Raw genomic sequence first — 20637 nt, 5'->3', positions numbered from 1 at the left:
CCCGTGTGTCGGTGCCGGGCCCTAGGGTGCTCCCAACACGACCGGGGAGAAGAATCCGTGAGCCAAACGTTTCGCGTCGATCTGCGCGGAATCGTCGATCTGCTGAGCCATCACCTCTACACCAGCCCGCAGGTGTACGTCCGCGAACTGCTGCAGAACGCCGTCGACGCCATCACCGCCCTGCACCAGGCCGACGGACCGGAGCCCCGCACACCCCGGATCGCCATCACCTCCGGCGAGGCGACCGGCGACGGTTCGCTGACGATCAGCGACAACGGCATCGGGCTGAGCGAGGCCCAGGTGCACGAACTGCTCGCGACCATCGGCCGCAGCTCCAAGCGCGACGACCTGGGCTTCGCCCGGCACGAGTTCATGGGACAGTTCGGCATCGGACTGCTCTCCTGCTTCATGGTCTCCGACGCCATCGAGGTGGCCACCCGCCGCGAGGGCGAGCCCACCGTGCTGTGGCACGGCCGCTCCGACGGCAGCTACGCCCTGGAGCCCGCCCCCGCCGACCGGCAGCGCCCCGGGGCCGGCACCACGGTCACCCTGCGCCCGCGCCCCGGCTGCGAGCACCTGCTGACCCACCGCGCCGTCACCGAACTGGTCACCCACTACGGCGCGCGGCTCCCGCACCCGGTCACCGTCGACGGCGAGCCGGTCACCGGCGGACCGGCCCCCTGGGACCGCCCCGAGGGCGAGGGCGCCGCCGAGCGCCGGGCCCGCCTGGAGGCCCACTGCGAGGAGGTGTTCGGCTTCACGCCGTTCGACGTCGTCGACCTCGCCGCCGCCGAGGCCGGCCTGCGCGGCGTCGCCTTCGTCCTGCCGATGCCGGCCAATCCGGCCGTCCCGGCCGCGCACCGCGTCTACCTCAAGCAGATGCTGCTGTCCGAGGGCGCCGAACGGCTGCTGCCCGACTGGGCGTTCTTCGTGCGCTGCGTCGTCGACACCACGGAACTGCGGCCCACCGCCAGCCGTGAGGCGCTCTACGAGGACTCCCTGCTGGAGGCCACCCGCGAGGCGCTGGGCGACCGGCTGCGCGGCTGGCTGGTGCGCCTCAGCGCGCAGGAGCCCGCCCGGCTGCGCGCCTTCCTGCGGGTCCACCACCTGGGCGTCAAGGCGCTCGCCCTGCACGACGACGAGATGCTCGCACTGGTCGCCGAGTACTGGCCGATGGAGACCAACGCCGGCCCGCTCACCCTCGCCGAGTTCACCGCCCGCTACGGGCTGCTGCGCTACACCCCGCAGCTGGACGAGTTCCGCCGGCTGGCACCGGTCGCCGCCGCCCAGGGACTCGCCGTCGTCAACGCCGGCTACGTCTACGACGCCGAGCTGATCGACCGCCTCGCCACCGTGGACCGCGCCCTGGAGACCGAACAGCTGCGCGCGGCCGACCTCACCACCCACCTGGCACGCCTGGAGGCGGCGGACGAGCGGGCGATCGCGCCCTTCCTCGCGGCCGCCGACCCGGTACTCGCCCGGCTCGGCTGCGACCTGCTGGTCCGTTCCTTCGAACCCTCCGGCCTGCCCGCCCTCTACCTGCTCGACGAGGACACCGCCTTCCAGCTGGACGTGCGCGGCGCCCGCGAACAGGTCGACGACACCTGGGCGGCGATCCTCGGCAGCTTCCAGAGCGAGACCGAACCCCGCCCCCGCCTGGTCCTCAACCACCGCAACCCGCTGGCCCGGCAGGTGCTGACGCTCACCGAACCCGAGCTGCGGGCGATGTGCCTGGAGGGCCTCTACGTCCAGGCGCTGCTGCTCGGCCACCACCCGCTGCGCCCGGCCGACACCGCGGCGCTCAACCAGTCCTTCCTCGGCCTGATCGGCCGGGCCGTCGCCGGAGGCGCGCAGTGAGCCGCACCGAGCAGGAGCTGCGCGAGCTCTTCCGCAGCACCCTGGGCATGCCCAACGGGGCGGCGAAGTTCGCCGCCCTGGAGGAGGTGGTCCGGCACGCGGACGCCCTCGGGCTGGTCGAGTTCGCCTTCTCCGTGCGGATGTCGGCCACGTCGGTGTTCCAGCACAGCTGGGCACCGGCCAAGGCCTTCCTCACCTTCTCCTGGTGCCTGGCGGCCTACGACCGCGAGCCGGAGCGCTTCGGCGGCGGACACGAGCACACCCTGCTCTGGCAGTTCAAGTGGATGATCTCCAACGTCCACCAGTTCCCGGAGATCCCGCTGCGACGGGCCGCCGACCTGCTCGACGACATGGAGCGGCGCTACCGGCGCGGCGGCCACAGCCTGCACGCCGTCCTCCAGCACCGCGGGCTGGTCGCCGAGGCCACCGGCGACCTCGCCCGGGCCCAGGAGTACTACGAGCAGATGGCGCGCACCCGGCGCGACGGCCTCTCGGACTGCTCCGGCTGCGTGCCGAGCAGCCAGGTGCGCACCCTCGTCGCGCTCGGCCGGGACGAGGAGGCGATCCGGATCGGCGAGCCGGCCCGGCGCTCGGGCTGCACCGAGCAGCCGCAGTGGATCAACTCCGAACTGCTGCTGCCGTACCTGCGGACCGGCCGCGGCGCGGAGGCCGCCGAGGCGCACCGCGTCGCGTACCGGCGGATCCGCGACACTCCGGCGCACCTCGGCGCGCTCGCCTCCAACCTGCTGTTCTGCGCCCGGAGCGGCAACCCGGGGCGCGGGATCGACCTGATCGAGCGCCACCTGTCCTGGCTGGACCGGGCGCGGACCCCGCTGGCCGAGCTGGAGTTCGCCGCGGCGGCCGTCGCCGTGCTGTCGGCCGTGGAGGCGGGCGGCGACGGGGCGCTGCCGCTGCGCTTCCCGACCGTCGAGGGCCGGCGCCGCCCGGACACCACGGTCGTCGAACTCGCCGCCGAGCTGCGCGAGCGCGTGCGCGGCCTCGCGGCCCGGTTCGACGCGCGCAACGGCAACGGCTACGAGAGCACCCGGATGGCGCAGTGGATGGCCGCCGGTCCGATCGGCGGGCCCGTCGCGCTGCCGGGATCCGGCACGGACCTCCGCTCGCGCAGCGGCGAGCGGGTCCACCGCCTCACCGACCGGGTCGCGGCCCTCGTCGCGGCCGGTGACCCGGTCGGCGCGGCCCGCGCCCGCGCCGAGCTGGCCGAGACCCTGCTGGCCGCCGACCGCTTCGCCGAGGCGGCGGAGGCCGCGGAGGAGGCGGTGCGCGAACTGGACCGGCACGGCGCCCCGGAGGAGGCCGCCGCCTGCCGCTGGCTGCTGGTGGGCATCGGCCAGCAGCGCGGCGAGCGCGGCGACGCCGCCGAGCGGGTGCGCCAGCTCCTGGACGACACGGAGGACGCCGACCGCCCCGCCTCCCTGCCGGCCCGCCCCGACCTGGAGGTGCGGCTGGGCGGCCTGCTCGGCCACGGCGAGGAGTCAGCCGCCCGCTACCTCGCGGCCTCCCGCGGCTTCGCCGCCGCCGGCCGCCAGGCCGACCGGCTCCGCGCACTCGTCCAGGCGATGTGGCGCCACCCCTACAGCGGGACCGAGGCCGAGACCGGCCTCCTGGGGGACATCCTGACGGAGGCCCGGACCGTCTTCGACGGTGCCCTCGACCCCGCCCACACCACGGAGGTGGTCGCCGTCCTGCGCGGCTACGTCGACCAGATCCGCGCGACCGGCCGCCACCGCGAGGCCGCCGACCGCCTCGCCACCGCCCGCACCCTCCTCGAACACCACCCCGCCCCCGACACCACCGAGGACCTCACCGACGTCCTGACCGAACTGGGCGAGGCCCACCTGCGCCTCGGCGACCCGGCCGCCGCCGAGGAGGCGGCCCGCGCCGCCCTGGCCGCGGCCGACGACCCCGGCACCACCTGGGACGCCGCCCTCCTCCTGGTCCGCGCCCTCCGCACCCACGGCGCCACCGCCGAGGCCGCCGCCCTGATGGCCACCCACGACATCACCGAGGACGACCTCCTGGACGCCGAGGAGAACTGAGGAGGAGTGCCGGCGGCCCCGGCCCGGACGGGGCCGCCGGTCAGCGGCAGGGGAGCAGGGCGAAGGTGTAGCCGCGGGACTTGAGGGTGCGCAGGATTCCGGGGAGGGCGGCGACGGTCTGGCCGCGGTCGCCGCCGCCGTCGTGGAAGAGCACCACGGAGCCCGGCTTGACGGCGTTGAGGACGCGGCGCTCGATCGCGGCCCGGCCGGGGCGGGCCCAGTCCTGCGGGTCGACGCTCCACAGCTGGATGCTCTTGCCCAGGCCCGAGGCGCCCGAGCGCACGGCGCCGTTCACCCCGCCGTACGGCGGGCGCAGGCAGCCCGGGGTGGTGCCGGTCTGCGCCCGGATGCGCGCGTCGGTGGCCGTCACCTGGTACTGGAACGCGGACTTGGAGACGTTGCGCAGGTCCGGGTGCGACCAGCTGTGGTTCTGCACGCTGTGCCCCTGGGCGGCCACCCGCCGGGTGACGTCGGGGTACGCGGCGACGTTCTGGCCGATCTCGAAGAAGGTGGCGCGCACCCCGAACTGGGAGAGCACCGCGAGGACCTGCGGGGTGTAGCGCGGGCTCGGTCCGTCGTCGAAGGTGAGGTAGACGACCTTGGCCCCGGCGGCCTGCGCCGGGACGGCCGGCAGGGCGACGACGGCGGTGGCGGCCGCGACCAGGGTTCCGAGAGCGAGCCGGGCGGCGCGGCGCCCCCGGGGCCGGTCCGCTCCACGAGGCGAAGACACACGTCCTCCCAACGGCCGCGGCACGGGAACGAACCCGGTGCCCGCCCCCTCCCCGGCACTGTGCCCAATGTAGCGCCGCGTCCCCGCACCGTCCCGGGTGCCGGGCACCCGGGGGTCGCACTTCGGCCAGCCCCGACGGGGCGTCAGGAGGCCTCAGGGGGAGATGAGGGCGTCGGCGAACTCGATCTGCGGGTCCTCGGCGAGGAGCCGGGGGAAGCGGGCGAGCAGGTCGGCCACGTAGGGGGAGCCGAAGTGGGCGTCGCGGGCCGCCTGGTCGGTGTACCGCTCCACCACCAGGAAGCGGTCGCCCTCCTGGCGGCCGACCGTGTACGCCAGCGCGCCCGGTTCGTGCCGCGTCGCCGAGGCCACCTCGCGCAGCGCCGCCTCCAGCGCGTCCGCGTGCTCCGGCCGTGCCCGCAGGATCGCCAGCACCATGGTCATGGGAACTCCTTCCGTGTCGGTGGGGGGCCAGCCTCGCCGCCGGCGGTGAGCGGCGGATAGTAGAAATGCGACAGGCCCCGCCCGAGCAGCGCGGTCGGCCGCTCGCCGGTGAGCCGGCGGAACTCGCGGACGAAGTGGGCCTGGTCGTAGTAGCCGGCCGCCAGCGCCGCCGGCAGGTAGTCGCGTTCGTCCTCCCGCAGCAGCTGCCGGGCGAGCCGCTGGAACCTCGCCAGGCGCTGGAACTCCTTCGGCCCGGCCCCCACCGCCGCCGGGAACGCCCGCTGCAGCCGGCGCGTGCCGATTCCGGACGAGGCGGCGAGGCGGTCGATCCGCAGGCCGTTCGGCCGGCGGTAGACCTCCCCGACGGCGGCCTCCAGCCAGGACCGCGGGCGGTGGTGCTCGGCGAGCCGCGCGGTGAGGAACCCGTCGAGCACCGCGAGCCGCCGGGCCGGGCCGGTGGCCGTGCGGAGCCGTTCGAGGAGCCGCCGGCCGGGCGCGCCCCAGAGGTCCTCGGCGGCCACGATCCGGTCGGCCAGTTCGTCGAGCCCGACCGGGACGAGGTGGCGCAGCGCGCCCGCGCGCAGCCGCACCGCCAGGAAGCCGCTCGCCCCGGTGCGCCGGTCCAACTGCCAGGCGGTGCGCCGCAGGCAGACCAGGTGCGCCCCCGGCAGCGGCGTCGGCGCCCCGGTGCCGGCGGCGGCCCGCAGGTCCACCCCGCCGGCCCAGTGCACCCACAGCTCCGCACCGGTCCCCGGCAGCAGCCGGGGCAGTGCGCCCGAGCCGTCCTCGCACCACCAGTACCGCTCGACGAAGGCCCGCAGCGCGGGCGCGGGCGGTGCGTGGCCCCATCGCGGGCACGTCGGCGGGATCGGAGTCATGACGGCGATGCTAGAAGACCGCAACCGGCCGTCCGCACATGGTCATCCGGCTCCGGGAAGCCTATGCGGCGCGCCACCAGGGCGCTAAGCTGCGGACTTCTGAGCCAGTACCTGACAGGCCGTGCCACGGCCGGTGCTCCGGGCCGCCCCTCACCCGGATCCCATCGGCCGCCGTACGCCCCGTCGCTGTCCGGGTGCTGGGAACTCTGACCGATCCGAAGGAGGGGCAGATGGAGTCGTTTCCCGCACGGGTGGTGCGGTCGTCCAGACATCGTGCCGAGGTGTTCGCCCGCGCCTACCGGCGGGTGGCCCCCGGTGCGCTGCGGATCAGCGTGGGGGTGTTGTACCTCTGGTTCGGGCTGCCGAAGTTCTTCCCCGGCGCCAGTCCCGCCGAGGACCTCGCGACCCGCTGCATGAGTCTGATGACCTTCGACACGGTGCCGCCCGGCGTCTCCCGGTTCCTGCTGGCGCTGATGGAGGTCGCGATCGGGATCGGCCTGGTCACCGGGCTGCTGCTCCGGCTGACCCTCGCCGTGTTCTTCGTCCACATGGCCGGGGTGTTCGCGACCCTCGTCCTGCTGCCGGACGACGTGTGGACCGGCGGCGTCCCGCCCGTTCCCACACTGGAGGGGCAGTACATCCTGAAGAACCTCGTGCTGGTGGTGGCCTGTCTGACCGTCGCCACCCGGGAACGGCGGCCCGGACCAGGCCCCGACTCCGATCCCGGCCCGGAGCCCGCCCCCGAAGCCGGGCCCGCCCCGTACCTCGGCGGACGCCCCCGCCGGCCCCGCCTGCCCCGCCGCGCCGGGCACGTCCGGCGCCGCAACGCACTGGCCGGGCACGGTTCCTGACGCCCGGCAGGTCCGCCGGCCCCGGCTCGCCGGCGCCCCGGTGCCCCGGCCCCGGGGAGCCCCGACCGCCGCGGCGAGCGCCCGAACTGCCACCGCGCGCCCCGGGGATGTGACGCGGGAGCCTTGACGGGCGTCCCCGGGCTGCCGATAGTCGTCGGGGCGGACGGCCACCCGAGTTGCCACCCGGACCGGGGCGGGGCCGCCGAAGGGGGAGGTCGCGTTGAGTGCCATGGGCTGGATACTGGTGACCGTTCTGCTCGCCGCGGCCGCGGTGGTCCTGCGGCGGCGGCGCTATCCGGGCGCCTGGCGGCACACCTTCGGCCCCGAGCACCGACCGGCCCGCCGGGACGTCGGCCTGCGCCGGGCCGCGGTGCGGTTCCTGTGGCTGCGCCGGCAGTGGGAGCTGTTCCGCGCGCGGGGCGGCGTCCGGTCGGCGACCGCGGCGCACCGCCGCCGGGTGCGGGAGCGGGAACGGCGCGTCGCCGAACTGCGGGAGCCGGGCCGGGGCGAACTGCGCGACGAGCTCGGCCCGTTGCGCCTGCACGCGCACGTGCTCGCGGTCCAGGACGGCGACTGGAAGGCCGAGCTGCCGCTGCACGAGATAACGGTCTACGAGGAGGCGGCCGGCCGGGTGTCCGTGGTCGACGCGCAGGGGCGCAGGCACCGCCTGGCCTACCCGGCCGGGGAGACGAGCGCGGAGCGCGTCCGGGAGTTCGTGGCGGGCGCCAACGACGTCATCGCCGACGCCCGGGCGTCCCGGCTCCTGCGGGCGTCACTGCTCGGCGAGGCCGAGGCCGAACTGCGCGGTGCCCTGGAGGACACCTCCGAGCAGGCGCTGGCCCAGCGGCGCCTGGACGAGACCGTCGCCCGCTGGGACGCCGACCCCCGCGTTCCGAAGGCGCGCCAGGCGCGGGAGGACTCCTACGACCGCTGGGAGGCGCTGACCGGCAAGCGCCCCCGCTGAGCGGGGGCGCCCACCGGTCGGCCGGGGACGCTACGCCCGGTGGTACGGCGCCGGGGTGGAGACCTCGCCGCCGAGGGCGGTCGCGGCCTGGCGGGCCCAGTACGGGTTGCGCAGCAGCTCGCGGCCGAGCAGGACGGCGTCGGCCCGGCCCTCGGCGAGGATCCGCCGGGCCTGCTCGGGGTCGGTGATCAGGCCGACGGCCGCCACCGGCATGCCGGTCTCGTTGCGGACCGCCTCGGCGAACGGCACCTGGAAGCCGGGGCCGGCCTCGATCCGGGCGTCGGGCACCAGGCCGCCGGTGGAGACGTCGAGCAGGTCGACGCCGTGCGCGTGCAGCTCCTTGGCGAGCCGGACGGTCTGCTCCGACGTCCAGCCCTCGCGCTCGTCCTCGGGGTTCTCGGTGAGCCAGTCGGTCGCCGAGACGCGGAAGAAGACCGGCAGCTCCTCGGGCCACACCGCGCGCACGGCGTCGACGACCTCCAGGGCGAAGCGGATCCGGCCCTCGAAGGAGCCGCCGTACGCGTCGGTGCGGCGGTTGGTGTGCGGGGAGAGGAACTCGTGGACGAGGTAGCCGTGCGCGCCGTGCACCTCGACGACCTGGAAGCCGGCGTCGAGCGCGCGCCGGGCGGCGTCGGCGAACTGGCGGACGATCTCGCCGATCTGCTCGACGGTCAGCTCCTGCGGCGTGACCCGTGCCGAGTCGAAGGGCACGGCGCTGGGGGCGAGCGGCGTCCAGCCGTGCGCCTCGTCCGGGCCGATGGCGCGGCCGCGGTCGACCCAGGTGCGCTCGGTGGAGGCCTTGCGCCCGGCGTGGGCGAGCTGGATCGCGGGCACGGTGCCCTGCGCCTTCAGGAAGGCGGTGATCCGCCGGAACGCCTCCGTCTGGGTGTCGTTCCACAGCCCGAGGTCGTACGGGGAGATCCGGCCCTCGGGGCTGACGGCGGTGGCCTCGGTGATGATCAGCCCGGTGCCGCCGGCGGCGCGCGCCGCGAGGTGGGTGAAGTGCCAGTCCGTCGGGACTCCCGCGGCCTCGCCGTCCGGTGCGGCGCTGTACTGGCACATCGGCGGCATCCAGACCCGGTTGGGCACGGTCAGCGACCGCAGGGTGAAGGGGCTGAAGAGGTCGGTGCTCATGTCGGACTCCTGGTCGGGTCGGCAGGCTGGGAGGAGACGTGCCCATAAGTGATTGCAGCTGCAATCACTGTCGCTACAATAGTTGCACGCGCTGCCTAAGTGCAAGCCTGGGCCGACCCGTGGGAGGCGACCGGCCCCGGCGGAGCACACCGCTCCGCCGGGGCCGGGCCCGCCGCGGTCCGCACCTCGGTGTTCGTCCGGATGTCCGCCCGAGTCACGGGCGCCGGACATGCCGGGGTCAGCCCTCGGCGGCGGGGGCCGGTGCGGGGGCGGGGACGATGCCCAGGCCGTCCGCGCCGACCCGCACGGCCGACTCGTCCAGGGCCGCCGAGACCACCGGCCGCGGCCGGCCGTCGAGGTCCAGCACCGGGACCGCCTCCTTGTACCAGGACTCGATCACGGCGTTGCCCCAGAAGTCCCGGCGCCGGTCGTCGTGCACGTTCCAGCGGAAGGTCTCGTGGTCCGGGTCGCCGGTGTAGTAGTCGGAGGTGTAGATCTCCACCCGGTGGCCGTCCGGGTCGCGCAGGTAGAGTTAGAAGGCGTTGGACACGCCGTGCCGCCCCGGCCCGCGCTCGATGTGGTGCTCGGCCCGCAGCGAGCCGAAGATGTCGGCGGTGCGCAGCACCTGGTGCGCCTCGGGGGCGAACACCCCGACGTGGTGCAGCCGGGGCCCGGCGCCGCTGGTGAACGCGACGTCGTGCACGGTCTGCTTGCGGAACATCCAGGCCGCGTACAGCTCGTGCTCGTCGCCCTCGATCTTCTCCGGGCAGCCGAAGCCCAGCGAGCGGTAGTGCTCGTAGGCGGCCGGGATGTCCCGCACCACGATGTCGAAGTGGTCCATCCGCGCCACCTCCGCCCCCCCGGCGCAGGTCGTAGCGCTGGATGAGCCGCTCGGCGCGGTCGATCGCGTGGAAGAACTCGACCGGGAAGCCGAGCGGGTCCACCACGCGCACCGCGTCGCCGACGCCGCGCGTGCCGGTGCCGGCCGGCACCCGGCGCACCGGGCAGCCGAGCGCGGTGAAGAACTCCTCGGCGCGGTCCACGTCCCCGGGGGTGCGCACCCGGTAGGCGAGGTGGTCCAGGGCGGGCGCCTCGCCCGTGCGCAGCACCAGGCTGTGGTGGGTCAGCTCGTCGGTGCCGCGCAGGTACAGCGCGCGGTCGTCCTCGTACTGGACGTGGAAGCCCGGCATGTCGACCCAATCCGGCGAACTGCCGCGAGGTGAAGCCGAGTTCTGGCATCATCGGCGTCGTTCCAGGGGAGGTGGGGGCATGGATGTGAAGCGCACGGGTCGGTCCCGGAAGGTTCTGCTCGCGGTGGCGGCGGCCGCGGCCGTGGGGGTGGCGGGCTGCTCCTCGGGAGGCTCGGACCGGGCGGCCGCGCCGCCGGTGCCGTCCGACCCGGTGAGCGCCTCGGCCGGTGCCTCGGCCGGCGCCTCCGGCACGGCCTCGCCGGAGCCGACGGAGGCGCCCACACCGACCGGGGCCCCTGCACCCAGCGCGACCTGCGCCGACACCACGCTGCTCGGCGACACGGAGCTGAGCGGCTACCTGGTCCGCCTGCCGGGCTCGCTGCGCATCATCGACCTGGGCGTCTACATGTCCCTGGACGGCCTGCACCTCGACACCCAGGAGTCGAAGCGGTTCTGCGCCCCGGTACCGGTCAAGATCACCCGCTTCGCGGTGCGGATGTCCCAGGTCGGCCCCGGCGCGACGGGCCGGCCGTCCTACTCCTACCGCCCGCTGGACACCGTCGAGGTGCCGCTCGGCCCGGCCAACGGCGTCGCCCCGGGCAGCGCGCCCCCGGAGACCTCCCAGTGCTCCGGCGTGCTGTCCGTGGTGCACACCGGTGCGCCGGTCGAGGACACCGAGCTGCCGGAGCGGCTCAACCTGGTCACCCCGAACCCGGCGCCCACCGGTCCGTACAGCCAGCAGGTCAAGGTGACCGGCGCCCGCCTGGTGACGGCCGGCCTGGTGCTGCCCGCCGACACCAGGGGCTGCTGATCCCCGGACGACCGACTTTTCCGGATTACCGGGGCGGGGACGGATTTTGTGGGACATGATCGGCCTGTGCCGAATGACGACATGAGTACCGCCCCCACAGCCCTGCCCGCCTCGTGGACCGCCTGGTGGTTCCGGCGCTGCGAGGCGCACCTGCACGACGTCACCTCCGAACTGTCCTGGTGGGGCCACGACTTCACCGAGGGCCCGCCGGACGCCGAGGACGCGCTGATCCTCCTGCGCCGGACGGCGTCCGGCCTCCAGGCGTCCGGCCCCGGCCCGCAGGGCGCGCAGACGGCCGCGATGCTGCTGCGCGCCACCGCCCCGCTCGAGGCGGCCCGGGCCTTCACCCGCAGACTCGACCCGCAGGTCCTGCCGCTGGTCTCCCACCACTTCGGCGCGGCCGCCCGCCACCTGGCGGCCGCCCGCGAACACCTCGGCGCGGCCGGGCAGGATCGCGGAAGGCGCCCGCTCGGGACTACCGGAACCAGCCGGTCCAGCCACCGTTGACGTCACGGTTGTTGAACCAGAACCGACCGTCCGTGCCCTTCCCCGTCAGCTGGACGAACCCGGAGGTGTTCCAGGCGTTGATGTAGACGTCGCCCGTCAGACGGCCGCCCAGCGAGACCCAGTCGCTCATGACGCCGTACTCCTTCCAGCGGGTCCACACCGCGTAGTCCGACCCCACGAAGAAGGCCTGCATCCCGTTGTTCTTGAAGAGGAGCGACGTGATGTCCACCCCGAATCCGCCTCCGCAGGGGATCTGACCTCCCCACAACTCGGTCGTCTCGATCGTGATCGCCGGCTTTTCGCAGTACGGGTTGCGCACCGTCATCGACTGCCGGATCTCGATCGCGTCGGCGGTTCCCGCCGTTCCGACGACGGTGCCCGTCAGGGTGGCGAGGACCACGGCCGCCGAGGCGGCCGTCCTCCTGAGCCGATTCGCCTTCATCACTGACCTCCGATGCGCACACCGCCCGCCCGCCGGGCGGCGGGCGGTGCGGCGGGTACTGGCCCCCTGCCCTCCAGCTTCACGGAATCGGTGACGGAGCGTCGGCCTCAACCGGCCGGTAACGGCCGGGCGCCCCTGGGGCGTTGCCCCGAAGGACGCCCGCGGCTGCCCGAACCTCCCCGCGTGGTCGTAGCCGCCGACCGAGGCCGCGGACGGACCGGTCGGGCGAGCCGCCCGCGAACGGGCTGGAGAAGGGTACGGCGGCCGCGCCGAACAACGGATTCGACTGCGTCACCCTCAACCCACTGCTCCTGGCCGAGCCAGCGCGCCGAGGCGTGGAAGGCGCAGGCCCGCATGTCGTGCCGGAAGCGGCCCGGAAGGCCATGGGGCGGCCTTCGCCACCGCCGCGGCCCAGGCGGTGGGTCCGGTGGTCCTCCGGATCGGGGTGCTTGATCCGGTGTCCGGCTGCGCGTCATCAGCACCCTGAACCCGCCGACAGTTCGCCGTGGCGCGTCGGGCGCCGACGCGCGCGGCACGAGCGCGTCAGGGGATCAGGACGACCTTGCCGCTGACGGTGCCGGACTCGGCCAGCCGCAGCGCCTCGGCGGCGCTGGTGAGCGGGAGTTCGGCGGCCACCCGGGCCGAGACCTCGCCGCGTCCGACGGCGCCGAACACCTCGGTGAGATCGGCCCGCAGCCGGGCGCGGAAGCCGTCCTCGCCGAGCGCCCGGCCGGCCCAGATGTTGTAGAAGCGGGCGCGGCGCCCGTTGGGCAGCGCGTTCCAGAGCCAGGTGCGGGCGAGGATCCTCAGCACGGGCCACTGCTTGGAGCCGGTGTCGTCCCGGGTGGAGGCGCTGCCGTAGGCGACCAGGGTGCCACCGGGGGCCAGCAGCCCCCAGGAGTCGACGACGCTGCGCCCGCCGACGTGGTCGAACACCGCGTCCACCCCGCCGGGGGCCAGTTCCCGGACCCGGGCCGGCACGTCACCGGCCCGGTAGTCGACCGGGGCGGCGCCCAGCTCCCGCAGCGCCCCGTGATGCCGGGCGGAGGCGGTGCCGATCACCGACACGCCTGCCGCGCGGGCGAGTTGGACCAGCACCGAGCCGACGCCGCCGCTCGCCCCGTGGACCAGGACGGTCTGCCCGGCGCGCACCCGCGCCAGCCGGTGCAGCATCTGCCAGGCGGTGATGCCGTTGACCACCACGGTCTCCGCCTCGGCCGGGGTGAGGCCGTCCGGCACGGGCACCACGTCGGCGGCGGCGAGCGCCACGTGGCTGGCCCAGCCGCCGACCTTGACCAGCGCGGCGACCCGCCGGCCGGCCAGCGCCGGATCCACGCCCTCGCCGGTGGCCAGCACCCGGCCGACCAGGTCGTAGCCGGGGACGAACGGGAACGGCGGCTGGTCGTAGTACCGTCCGCGCCGCATCTGCTGCTCGGCGAACGACACTCCGGTCGCCTCCACCCCGATCACGACCTGCCCCCGGCCGGCCTCCGGCACGGTCCCGTACCGGATCTCCAGCCCCTCCGGGGCCACCACGCCGGGCAGGACGACTTCGAGCAGGCGCTGCTCACTCATGGCTGCGCCCTCCATTTCCCTAGAGGATTTCGCGTTCGTTATAAGTTGTAACTCCTTGCCGTTGTGAGTGTCAACAATTTAAGTGAGACCCTCTAACTCCCCTGTGCGGCCCCGGCGCCCCGTGGTACCGTCCACGTCGCCGTGCGCCGCTGCGACCCGAGGAGGTGGGACCGATCAACGCTGTGACAGGTCGGGCACCCCTCCCTCGCATGGCCCGGGGAGTGCCCGCGACAGGCACCCCGAAAGGCCCGTACCGCAATGCGCTTCACTTCCGACACGTCGTCCGACGGCATCCGTGAGCAGCTCTTCGCCCTGGGGGACGTCCCCGGCGCGCTCTGGACGCCGGCCGGCTCCACCGGCCCCCGCCCGCTGATCCTGCTCGGACACGGCGGTGGCGAGCACAAGAAGGCCCCCGCCGTCCTGGCCCTCGCCCACCGCCTCGTCACCGGGTGCGGCTTCGCGGTCGTCACGCCGGACGTCCCCGGCCACGGCGACCGGCCGCTGCACGAGGAGTACGACCGGATCGCCACGGCGAACCGGGCCCGCATCGAGGCCGGGGCCGAACCCGGGCCCCTGCTCGCCGAGTTCCACGCCCTGGTCGCCCGGCGCACCGTACCCGAATGGCGGGCGGTGCTGGACGCCGTCCAGCGGCTCGACCACGTCGGCGCCGCCCCGGTGGGCTACTGGGGGATCTCGCTCGGCTGCGGACTCGGCGTCCCGTTCGTCGCGGCCGAACCCCGCGTCCGCGCCGCAGTCCTCGGCCTCGGCGGGGCCCTCGCCTCGGCCGCCGAGGCCGCCCGGATCACCGCCCCCGTGCGCTTCCTGCTCCAGTGGGACGACGAGCGCGTGCCGCGGACGGCGGGCCTCGCCCTGTTCGAGGCGCTCGGCTCCGCCGAGAAGACGCTGCACGCCAACCCCGGCCGCCACGGCGACCTCCCGCCCCACGAACGGGACGCCGCCCTCCCCTTCTTCACCCGCCACCTCGCCTGAGCGGATCCGGCGGTGTCGCCTTCCGAAACCGCTCCGGGACACCGGCTGCTGACGGAGTCCCTGACCGCCCTGGCGGCCGGCGCGGAGGGCCGGCGCGCCTGGCTCGACCGGCACGGCGTCCCGGCGGACGAACGCGCCCCGGACCACGGCCACGCCCACCGGCTGGTCGATCACCGGACGGGGGTGGGGCGCCTCGACGGAGAGGTCCTCGCGGAGCTGCGGGCGATCGACGCGGTGCTGTCCCGGACGAGCGGTCCTGACGACGCCGGACGCCGGTCGAAGGACGCGCCGTCCACCGACCCGGGCCGGCGCGGGGTCCGGGAGCGGGCCCGCCGCGTTCTGCTCCGCCCGGTCGGTGCCCGACGGCCGCCGATGCCGGAGATCCGCGTGGTGCGGTGACCGGCCCGCCCCCGGTGCGCGGCCGAGCGCGTACCGGGGGCGTCGGCGGGTGTCAGCCCATGGTCTTGGCGCCGTCCAGCGACTCGCGCAGGATGTCGGCGTGGCCGGCGTGCTGGGCCGTCTCGGCGATGATGTGCAGCACCACCCGGCGGGCGGACCAGCGGGTGCCGGGCTCGGTCCACGGGGCCGGGGGCAGCGGGTGGGAGATGTCGAGGTCCGGCAGGGCGGCGATCACCGTGTCGGTACGGGCGGCCACCTCCTCGTAGGCGGCGAGCACGCCGGTCAGGGTCTCGCCCGGCAGCAGGCGGAACTCGTTGGTCCGCTGCTCCAGGTCGGCCTCGGTCAGCTTGGTGAAGTCGGGCATCGCCGACGTGCCTTCGAGGATGAAGGCGACCCAGGCCCGCTCGGCGGACGCGACGTGCTTGATCAGGCCGCCCAGGCACAGTTCGCCGGCGGTGGTGCGCAGGGCGGCCTGCTCGTCGGTCAGGTCGCGGGTGGTGAAGCGCAGGAACTGGCGCTGCGTGGCGAGCTGTGCCAGCAGGTCGGCCCGCTCGCCGGTGACCGCGAGGGGGGTGATGGTCGCGGTGTCGCTCATGTCTCTGCCTCCGTCGTGCATCCGTTGCCGGCGGCTCGTGCCGTCCGACGTGCTTCACAGTAGGCTCCGTATAGGTCAGATCCTGACCTCGACCCCACCCCGCCGCCCTCTTGACGGACCGTCGGCCGGCGAGGGTCGTCGGGAGGATCAGTTGAGCTGGTCCGGGTGCGGGCCGGTGCGCAGGCCGCGGTCGGTCGCGGCGATCGCGGCCATGTCCTCGCCGGTCAGCTCGAAGTCGAAGACGTGGAGGTTCTGGCGGATCCGGGCCGGGGTGACCGACTTGGGGATCACGATGTTGCCCAGCTGCAGGTGCCAGCGCAGCACCACCTGCGCGGGCGACTTGCCGGTGCGCGCGGCGATCGCCGTGATCGCCGGGTCGTCCAGGACGGCGCCCTGGGCGAGCGGGCTCCAGGCCTCGGTGGCGATGCCGTGCCGGGCGTGGAAGGCGCGCAGCTCGGCCTGCTGCAGACCGGGGTGCAGCTCGACCTGGTTGACGGCCGGGACGAGCTCGCTGGTGTCCAGCAGGCGCCGGAGGTGGGCGGGCTGGAAGTTGGAGACGCCGGCGGCGCGGATCCGGCCCTCGGCGGCGAGGCGCTCGATGGCGCGCCAGGAGTCGAGGTAGCGGTCCCGGGCCGGGGCGGGCCAGTGGATCAGGTACAGGTCGACGGTGTCCAGGCCCAGTTTGGCGAGGCCGGCGTCGAAGGCGCGCAGGGTCTCGTCGTAGCCCTGGTCGGTGTTCCACAGCTTGGTGGTGACGAACAGCTCCTCGCGCGGCACGCCCGCCCGGGCCAGGGCCCGGCCGACGCCGGTCTCGTTGCCGTAGATCGCGGCGGTGTCGATGCTGCGGTAGCCGGCCTCCAGGGCGGCGGCGACGGCCGCGGTGGTCCGGTCGTCGGGGACCTGGAAGACGCCGAAGCCGAGCTGGGGGATCTCGACGCCGTTGTTGAGCTTCACGGTGGGGACGGTGGGGGTGTTCACGGTGGTGCCGGTCTTTCGGTCGGTGCGGTGGTGGGGGGTGTGAGGGGCGGTCCGTCCGTTGTGGTCGGCGAAGACCTCGCGGGGCGTGCGGGTCATCGGGCGAGTTCCCGCAGCGCGGCGGCGGCGAAGGAGTGGTCCTGCTCCGGGGCGCCGCCGCCGACGCCCATCGCGCCGACGAGACGGCCGTCGCGGTGGACGGGGATGCCGCCGGCGATGAACAGCAGCGGCCGGTCGAGCGCGGTCGGCAGCGAGTGGAACGGCCCCTCGGGCTTGACCAGGTCGACCAGGTCGGCGGTCGGGGCGTTCAGCTGCAGCGCGGTGTAGGCCTTGCGGGTGCTGGTCTCGCCGGAGATGAGGACGGCCCGGTCGTCGCGGCGGAAGGCCAGCAGGTGGCCCCCGGCGTCGAGGACGGTGACACTGACCGGGACCCCGGCCGCCTCGGCGGCGGCTCGGGCGGCCGTGACCAGGGTCTCGGCGTCGGCGGTGGTCAGCGGGGTGACGGCGGTGGTGCTCATGGGGTGGTTCTCCGGGGGGTGGGGGAGCCGGACGGGGGAGGTCAGTGGTGGGCGGCGACGGCGGTGGTGACGGGGGCCGCCGTGGTCGCGGTCGCGGAGGTGCGGCGCTCCAGGGCGGCGGACCACAGGGCGAGCACGAGGGCCGCGGCGGCGAGGGCGGCACCGACCCAGTTCGGCGAGGTGTAGCCGAGGCCGGCGGCGATGACCATGCCGCCCAGCCAGGCGGCGAGCGCGTTGCCGAGGTTGAAGGCGCCGATGTTCACGGCGGAGGCCAGGGTGGGCGCCCCGTGGGCCTGGTCCAGGACCCGCTTCTGCAGCGGCGGGACGGTCGCGAAGCCGAGCGCCCCGACGAGCATGATGGTGATCGCGGCGAGGACCTTGTTGTGCGCGGTCACGGTGAACAGCGCGAGCACGGCGGCGAGGCCGCCCAGGGTGGTGTAGAGCATCGGCATCAGCTTGCGGTCGGCGTACTTGCCGCCGAGCAGGTTGCCGAGGAACATCCCGGTGCCGAAGAGGACCAGCAGCCAGGTGACCGCGCCGTCCGAGTAGCCCGCCACGTTGGTCATCATCGGGGCGATGTAGGTGATCGCGGCGAAGACGCCACCGAAGCCGAGCACGGTCATCGCCATGGCGAGCAGGACCTGCGGGTTGCGGAAGGCGGTCAGCTCGCGGCGCAGGTGGGCGCCCTCGGGGCGGGGCATGGCGGGCACCAGCTTGGCGACGCCGAGCAGGCCGACCACGCCGAGCGCGGCCACGCCGGCGAAGGTGGTGCGCCAGCCGACGGCCTGCCCGATGGAGGTGCCGAGCGGCACGCCGACGATGTTGGCGACGGTGAGGCCGGTGAACATGGTGGCGATGGCGCCGGCCTTCTTGTCCGGGGCGACCAGGTCGGCGGCGACGACGGAGCCGATGCCGAAGAACGCGCCGTGGGCGAGCGAGGCGACCACGCGGCCGGTGAGCATCATGCCGAACGAGGGAGCGAGGGCCGAGACCAGGTTGCCGAGCACGAACAGGCCCATCAGCAGCATGAGCATCCGCTTGCGGCTGACCTTGGTGCCGAGCACGGTCAGCAGCGGGGCGCCGAGGACCACGCCGAGCGCGTAGCCGGTGACCAGCAGGCCCGCGGTGGGGATGGAGACGCCGTAGTCGGCGGCGATCTCGGGCAGCAGTCCCATGATCACGAATTCGGTGGTGCCGATGCCGAAGGCGCCGACGGCCAGAGCGAGCAGTGCGAGAGGCATTGGGCCCGACCCTTCTGTGATTGCTTGAGTGAGCTCCTTGCGTGTCTCGACAATAGTTGCAGACGCGCGATATGTGCAAGCGCGTGATGTGGTCGTTCTCTGGATGTCGGCGGTCACATGTCATCGCGGGGCACGAAAAACCGGCCCCAGCGGAGTGCTGGGGCCGGTCGGCGCGGACGGGAGGCGGGCGGCTAGCCGAGTCGCGCCGGGGCGTTCACGGCCTCGACGGCCTCGACCAGCGAGGCCAGCTCGGGGTTGCGCGCGGCCTCGTCGAGCGCCTCGCGCAGCGCCGCGTCATTGGTCGGCCGGGCCTCCTCCAGCAGCTTCAGCCCCTCCTCGCTGACATTGGTGTAGATGCCGCGGCGGTCGGTGGGACACAGGTAGCGCGCCAGCAGTCCGCGGTCCTCCAGCCGGGTGACCAGCCGGGTCGTCGCGCTCTGGCTGAGCACGACCGCGTCGGCGACCTGCTTCATCTGGAGGTGGCCGCCCTCACCGTCGTGCTGCCGGCTGAGCACGTCGAGCAGCGAGTACTCCCGCACGCTCAGGTCGTGCCTGGACTGCAGGGCGCGCTCGATGTGCGACTCGATCCTGCCGTGCAGGAGGGAGAGCGCGCCCCAGCCGCTGGCCAGGGCGGTGAGCGCGGGGTCCGTGGCGGTCATGGGGCCGGTCTCCTTACCGAATGGGGCGGTACCCAAGGGTAAGCCATGAAGGTGAATACCGGCCAGAGCTGATAAAGCGCTAGTGCAAGTATTCTGCCCCGGGCCCCGCGCTGCGACGCCCCGGCCCGGGGCGGCCGCAACGCGCCGCCGGCCCGCCGGGCGCGGGCGGATCAGGACTCCCGCCGCGCCGCCGCGAGCGCGGTGTTGATCCGGGCGGCCCGGCGGGTCAGGTGGTCCCGCTCGGCGACGTTGGCCGCCTCACGGGCCGCCTCGGCGTACAGCCGGGCCGCCGTCGCGAGGTCGCCGTCCCGCTCCCGCAGATGGGCCTCCGCCGCCGTCCGGCGCGGGAGCCCGGCGTCGACCTCCGCCAGCGCCGCCAGCCCGGCGCGCGGCCCGTCCGCCTCGCCGACCGCGACCGCGCGGTTCAGCCGGACCACCGGGCTGCCGGTCAGCCGCAGCAGTTCGTCGTACCACTCGACGATCTGCACCCAGTCCGTCTCCGGCGCGCTGCGCGCGTCCGCGTGCAGCGCCGCGATCGCCGCCTGCGCCTGGAACTCGCCCAGCCGGTCGCGGGCGAGAGCCGCCTGGAGGACCGCCACGCCCTCCGCGATCGCCGCGGTGTCCCAGCGGCCGCGGTCCTGCTCGGCGAGCGGCACCAGGTCGCCGTCCGGCGTGGTCCGGGCGGCCCGCCGGGCGTGGTGCAGCAGCATCAGTGCGAGCAGCCCCGCCACCTCGGGGTGGTCCACCCGGGCCGCGAGCTGCCGGGTCAGCCGGATCGCCTCGGCGGCGAGGTCGACATCGCCCGAATAGCCCTCGTTGAACACCAGGTAGAGCACCCGCAGCACGGTCGCCACGTCGCCGGGCCGGTCGAAGCGCACGCCGGAGACCGTGCGCTTGGCCCGGCTGATCCGCTGCGCCATGGTCGGCTCGGGCACCAGGTAGGCCCGGGCGATCTGGCGGGTGGTGAGCCCGCCGACGGCGCGCAGGGTGAGCGCGACCGCCGAGGCGGGCGTCAGCGAGGGGTGGGCGCACAGGAAGTACAGCCGGAGCGTGTCGTCCACCGCGGACGCCGGGCCCGGGGCCGGCTCCTCCTCGACCCGGTCCTCCCGGCGGCGCCGGGCGGTGTCCGCCCGGGCCGCGTCGAGGAACTTGCGCCAGGCCACGGTGACCAGCCAGCCCTTCGGGTCCGCCGGCGAACCGGCCGGCCAGACCCGAAGGGCCTCCACCAGGGCGTCCTGGACGGCGTCCTCGGCCGCCGCGAAGTCGGCTCCGCGGCGGACGAGGACGGCGAGCACGCCCGGGGTGAGGCTGCGCAGCAGGGCCTCGTCCACCGGAGACGTCACTCCGTGACGGTCGGCGCGGAGCCGTAGAACGGGCGCAGCTCCAGCCACTCGTGGATCGGCCGCCCGCCCGCCCCGGGCGCGGCGGACAGCTCCCCGGCCAGCTCGACGGCGCGCTCGTAGCTGTCGACGTCGATCACCATCCAGCCGGCGATGAGGTCCTTGGTCTCCGCGAACGGGCCGTCGGTGACCGGCGGGCGTCCCTCGCCGTCGTACCGGACCCACGCCCCCTCGGGGGCGAGCGCCTGGCCGTCGACGTACTCGCCGCTCTTCTCCAGCCGGTTCGCGAAGTCCCGCATGTACTGCATGTGGGCCTCGATCTCCTCGGGCGTCCACTGGTCCATGGGGACGTCGTTGACCGACTCCGGCGCGCCGCGGTAGTGCTTCAGCAGCAGGTACTTGGCCATGGTGACCCTCTCCTCGGAGTTCCTGCGGCCCATTGTGGCCGCCTTCGACCCTGGGACGGAGCCACCCACGGCT

General features: G+C 74.7%; 24 protein-coding genes. 9 read left to right on the top strand and 15 right to left on the bottom strand.

Features of this window, described 5'->3' with window-relative positions; all coding sequences use genetic code 11:
• Positions 1–57: 57 nt before the first annotated feature.
• Positions 58–1857 carry an HSP90 family protein gene (locus ABT093_RS18325; RefSeq protein ID WP_350565387.1) on the top strand — a complete coding sequence of 600 codons (1800 nt, stop codon included), beginning with the start codon at positions 58–60 and terminating at the stop codon, positions 1855–1857.
• Positions 1854–3917 carry a hypothetical protein gene (locus tag ABT093_RS18320; protein ID WP_350565385.1) on the top strand — a complete coding sequence of 688 codons (2064 nt, stop codon included), beginning with the start codon at positions 1854–1856 and terminating at the stop codon, positions 3915–3917. Before ABT093_RS18325 ends, ABT093_RS18320 begins: the two co-directional genes overlap by 4 nt.
• Before the next feature lie 40 nt (positions 3918–3957).
• On the opposite strand, the gene ABT093_RS18315 is transcribed toward ABT093_RS18320, so the two are convergent.
• The 3 genes from ABT093_RS18315 to ABT093_RS18305 form a co-directional block, all read right to left on the bottom strand.
• Positions 3958–4647 (bottom strand): polysaccharide deacetylase family protein, encoded by a 690-nt coding sequence (locus ABT093_RS18315; protein ID WP_350565384.1) that lies wholly within the window; start codon positions 4645–4647, stop codon positions 3958–3960.
• Between the two features lie 153 nt (positions 4648–4800).
• On the bottom strand, positions 4801–5088 hold the full coding sequence (locus ABT093_RS18310) for a putative quinol monooxygenase (protein ID WP_350565382.1): 288 nt from the start codon (positions 5086–5088) through the stop codon (positions 4801–4803).
• Entirely contained in the window at positions 5085–5966 is an 882-nt protein-coding gene (locus ABT093_RS18305; RefSeq protein WP_350565380.1) for a helix-turn-helix domain-containing protein, read from the bottom strand. The genes ABT093_RS18310 and ABT093_RS18305 overlap by 4 nt, the downstream gene beginning before the upstream one ends.
• Before the next feature lie 230 nt (positions 5967–6196).
• On the opposite strand from ABT093_RS18305, the gene ABT093_RS18300 reads away from it, so the two are divergent.
• A complete protein-coding gene (locus ABT093_RS18300; RefSeq protein ID WP_350565378.1) occupies positions 6197–6817 on the top strand; it encodes a DoxX family protein in 621 nt (206 codons plus the stop codon).
• Between the two features lie 229 nt (positions 6818–7046).
• Complete coding sequence (locus ABT093_RS18295) at positions 7047–7781, top strand: hypothetical protein (RefSeq protein ID WP_350565376.1); 735 nt, start codon at positions 7047–7049, stop codon at positions 7779–7781.
• Between the two features lie 30 nt (positions 7782–7811).
• Here the strand turns inward: ABT093_RS18295 and ABT093_RS18290 are convergent, their stop codons facing one another.
• The 3 genes from ABT093_RS18290 to ABT093_RS18280 form a co-directional block, all read right to left on the bottom strand.
• Positions 7812–8915 (bottom strand): NADH:flavin oxidoreductase/NADH oxidase, encoded by a 1104-nt coding sequence (locus ABT093_RS18290; RefSeq protein ID WP_350565375.1) that lies wholly within the window; start codon positions 8913–8915, stop codon positions 7812–7814.
• Positions 8916–9153: 238 nt separating this feature from the next.
• A complete protein-coding gene (locus ABT093_RS18285) occupies positions 9154–9417 on the bottom strand; it encodes a VOC family protein (RefSeq protein ID WP_350565373.1) in 264 nt (87 codons plus the stop codon).
• 30 nt (positions 9418–9447) lie between these two features.
• Positions 9448–9756, bottom strand: coding sequence for a VOC family protein (locus ABT093_RS18280; protein ID WP_350565371.1), 309 nt, complete (start codon positions 9754–9756; stop codon positions 9448–9450).
• Between ABT093_RS18280 and ABT093_RS18275 the strand changes: the two genes are divergently transcribed.
• From ABT093_RS18275 to ABT093_RS18265, 3 genes are all read left to right on the top strand, one after another.
• Entirely contained in the window at positions 9725–10138 is a 414-nt protein-coding gene (locus tag ABT093_RS18275) for a hypothetical protein (protein ID WP_350565369.1), read from the top strand. The two genes, ABT093_RS18280 and ABT093_RS18275, sit on opposite strands and share 32 nt — an antisense overlap.
• Before the next feature lie 46 nt (positions 10139–10184).
• The gene (locus ABT093_RS18270; RefSeq protein ID WP_350565368.1) at positions 10185–10916 is read left to right on the top strand and encodes a hypothetical protein; all 732 of its coding nucleotides are present in this window, start codon (positions 10185–10187) and stop codon (positions 10914–10916) included.
• A gap of 81 nt (positions 10917–10997) precedes the next feature.
• The gene (locus ABT093_RS18265; protein ID WP_350565366.1) at positions 10998–11423 is read left to right on the top strand and encodes a hypothetical protein; all 426 of its coding nucleotides are present in this window, start codon (positions 10998–11000) and stop codon (positions 11421–11423) included.
• On the opposite strand, the gene ABT093_RS18260 is transcribed toward ABT093_RS18265, so the two are convergent.
• Positions 11392–11865: a PLL family lectin gene (locus tag ABT093_RS18260; protein WP_350565364.1), complete on the bottom strand. Its 474-nt coding sequence runs from the start codon at positions 11863–11865 to the stop codon at positions 11392–11394. The genes ABT093_RS18265 and ABT093_RS18260 overlap by 32 nt on opposite strands.
• Positions 11866–12408: 543 nt before the next feature.
• Complete coding sequence (locus ABT093_RS18255; RefSeq protein ID WP_350565362.1) at positions 12409–13440, bottom strand: medium chain dehydrogenase/reductase family protein; 1032 nt, start codon at positions 13438–13440, stop codon at positions 12409–12411.
• Between the two features lie 258 nt (positions 13441–13698).
• Here ABT093_RS18255 and ABT093_RS18250 point away from each other — a divergent pair, with 258 nt between their 5' ends.
• Together ABT093_RS18250 and ABT093_RS18245 are read left to right on the top strand one after the other, a co-directional pair.
• Complete coding sequence (locus tag ABT093_RS18250) at positions 13699–14430, top strand: dienelactone hydrolase family protein (protein ID WP_350565360.1); 732 nt, start codon at positions 13699–13701, stop codon at positions 14428–14430.
• A gap of 12 nt (positions 14431–14442) precedes the next feature.
• Positions 14443–14829: a hypothetical protein gene (locus tag ABT093_RS18245; RefSeq protein ID WP_350565359.1), complete on the top strand. Its 387-nt coding sequence runs from the start codon at positions 14443–14445 to the stop codon at positions 14827–14829.
• 52 nt (positions 14830–14881) lie between these two features.
• Here ABT093_RS18245 and ABT093_RS18240 read toward each other — a convergent pair whose 3' ends face one another.
• The 7 genes from ABT093_RS18240 to ABT093_RS18210 all read right to left on the bottom strand — a co-directional run bounded on the left by ABT093_RS18240 (position 14882) and on the right by ABT093_RS18210 (position 20564).
• Complete coding sequence (locus ABT093_RS18240) at positions 14882–15424, bottom strand: DinB family protein (protein ID WP_350565358.1); 543 nt, start codon at positions 15422–15424, stop codon at positions 14882–14884.
• 147 nt (positions 15425–15571) lie between these two features.
• Positions 15572–16402: an aldo/keto reductase gene (locus tag ABT093_RS18235; RefSeq protein ID WP_350565496.1), complete on the bottom strand. Its 831-nt coding sequence runs from the start codon at positions 16400–16402 to the stop codon at positions 15572–15574.
• 92 nt (positions 16403–16494) lie between these two features.
• Positions 16495–16917, bottom strand: coding sequence for a GlcG/HbpS family heme-binding protein (locus tag ABT093_RS18230; protein WP_350565356.1), 423 nt, complete (start codon positions 16915–16917; stop codon positions 16495–16497).
• A gap of 41 nt (positions 16918–16958) precedes the next feature.
• Positions 16959–18158, bottom strand: a complete 1200-nt coding sequence (locus ABT093_RS18225) for an MFS transporter (protein WP_350565354.1) — start codon at positions 18156–18158, stop codon at positions 16959–16961.
• Between the two features lie 191 nt (positions 18159–18349).
• Positions 18350–18817, bottom strand: coding sequence for a MarR family winged helix-turn-helix transcriptional regulator (locus ABT093_RS18220; RefSeq protein ID WP_350565353.1), 468 nt, complete (start codon positions 18815–18817; stop codon positions 18350–18352).
• A 170-nt stretch (positions 18818–18987) separates the two neighbouring features.
• A complete protein-coding gene (locus ABT093_RS18215; RefSeq protein ID WP_350565494.1) occupies positions 18988–20148 on the bottom strand; it encodes an RNA polymerase sigma factor in 1161 nt (386 codons plus the stop codon).
• An 8-nt stretch (positions 20149–20156) separates the two neighbouring features.
• Positions 20157–20564 (bottom strand): YciI family protein, encoded by a 408-nt coding sequence (locus ABT093_RS18210; protein WP_350565351.1) that lies wholly within the window; start codon positions 20562–20564, stop codon positions 20157–20159.
• Positions 20565–20637: the final 73 nt, after the last annotated feature.

The organism is Kitasatospora sp. NPDC002551 (genome assembly GCF_040296005.1).
GTDB lineage: Bacteria > Actinomycetota > Actinomycetes > Streptomycetales > Streptomycetaceae > Kitasatospora.
This window is presented reverse-complemented; position numbering and strand designations above follow the sequence as displayed.

What these genes read in the sequence shown, in the direction of transcription:
- ABT093_RS18270 (WP_350565368.1), top strand. Translation starts at nt 10,185, where the DNA reads ATGGATGTGAAGCGCACGGGTCGGTCCCGGAAGGTTCTGCTCGCGGTG.
- ABT093_RS18230 (WP_350565356.1), bottom strand. Translation starts at nt 16,917, where the DNA reads ATGAGCACCACCGCCGTCACCCCGCTGACCACCGCCGACGCCGAGACC.
- ABT093_RS18265 (WP_350565366.1), top strand. Translation starts at nt 10,998, where the DNA reads ATGAGTACCGCCCCCACAGCCCTGCCCGCCTCGTGGACCGCCTGGTGG.
- ABT093_RS18280 (WP_350565371.1), bottom strand. Translation starts at nt 9,756, where the DNA reads ATGGACCACTTCGACATCGTGGTGCGGGACATCCCGGCCGCCTACGAG.
- ABT093_RS18260 (WP_350565364.1), bottom strand. Translation starts at nt 11,865, where the DNA reads ATGAAGGCGAATCGGCTCAGGAGGACGGCCGCCTCGGCGGCCGTGGTC.
- ABT093_RS18250 (WP_350565360.1), top strand. Translation starts at nt 13,699, where the DNA reads ATGCGCTTCACTTCCGACACGTCGTCCGACGGCATCCGTGAGCAGCTC.
- ABT093_RS18300 (WP_350565378.1), top strand. Translation starts at nt 6,197, where the DNA reads ATGGAGTCGTTTCCCGCACGGGTGGTGCGGTCGTCCAGACATCGTGCC.
- ABT093_RS18290 (WP_350565375.1), bottom strand. Translation starts at nt 8,915, where the DNA reads ATGAGCACCGACCTCTTCAGCCCCTTCACCCTGCGGTCGCTGACCGTG.
- ABT093_RS18275 (WP_350565369.1), top strand. Translation starts at nt 9,725, where the DNA reads ATGTCCCGCACCACGATGTCGAAGTGGTCCATCCGCGCCACCTCCGCC.
- ABT093_RS18220 (WP_350565353.1), bottom strand. Translation starts at nt 18,817, where the DNA reads ATGACCGCCACGGACCCCGCGCTCACCGCCCTGGCCAGCGGCTGGGGC.
- ABT093_RS18295 (WP_350565376.1), top strand. Translation starts at nt 7,047, where the DNA reads ATGGGCTGGATACTGGTGACCGTTCTGCTCGCCGCGGCCGCGGTGGTC.
- ABT093_RS18240 (WP_350565358.1), bottom strand. Translation starts at nt 15,424, where the DNA reads ATGAGCGACACCGCGACCATCACCCCCCTCGCGGTCACCGGCGAGCGG.
- ABT093_RS18210 (WP_350565351.1), bottom strand. Translation starts at nt 20,564, where the DNA reads ATGGCCAAGTACCTGCTGCTGAAGCACTACCGCGGCGCGCCGGAGTCG.
- ABT093_RS18225 (WP_350565354.1), bottom strand. Translation starts at nt 18,158, where the DNA reads ATGCCTCTCGCACTGCTCGCTCTGGCCGTCGGCGCCTTCGGCATCGGC.
- ABT093_RS18255 (WP_350565362.1), bottom strand. Translation starts at nt 13,440, where the DNA reads ATGAGTGAGCAGCGCCTGCTCGAAGTCGTCCTGCCCGGCGTGGTGGCC.
- ABT093_RS18305 (WP_350565380.1), bottom strand. Translation starts at nt 5,966, where the DNA reads ATGACTCCGATCCCGCCGACGTGCCCGCGATGGGGCCACGCACCGCCC.
- ABT093_RS18310 (WP_350565382.1), bottom strand. Translation starts at nt 5,088, where the DNA reads ATGACCATGGTGCTGGCGATCCTGCGGGCACGGCCGGAGCACGCGGAC.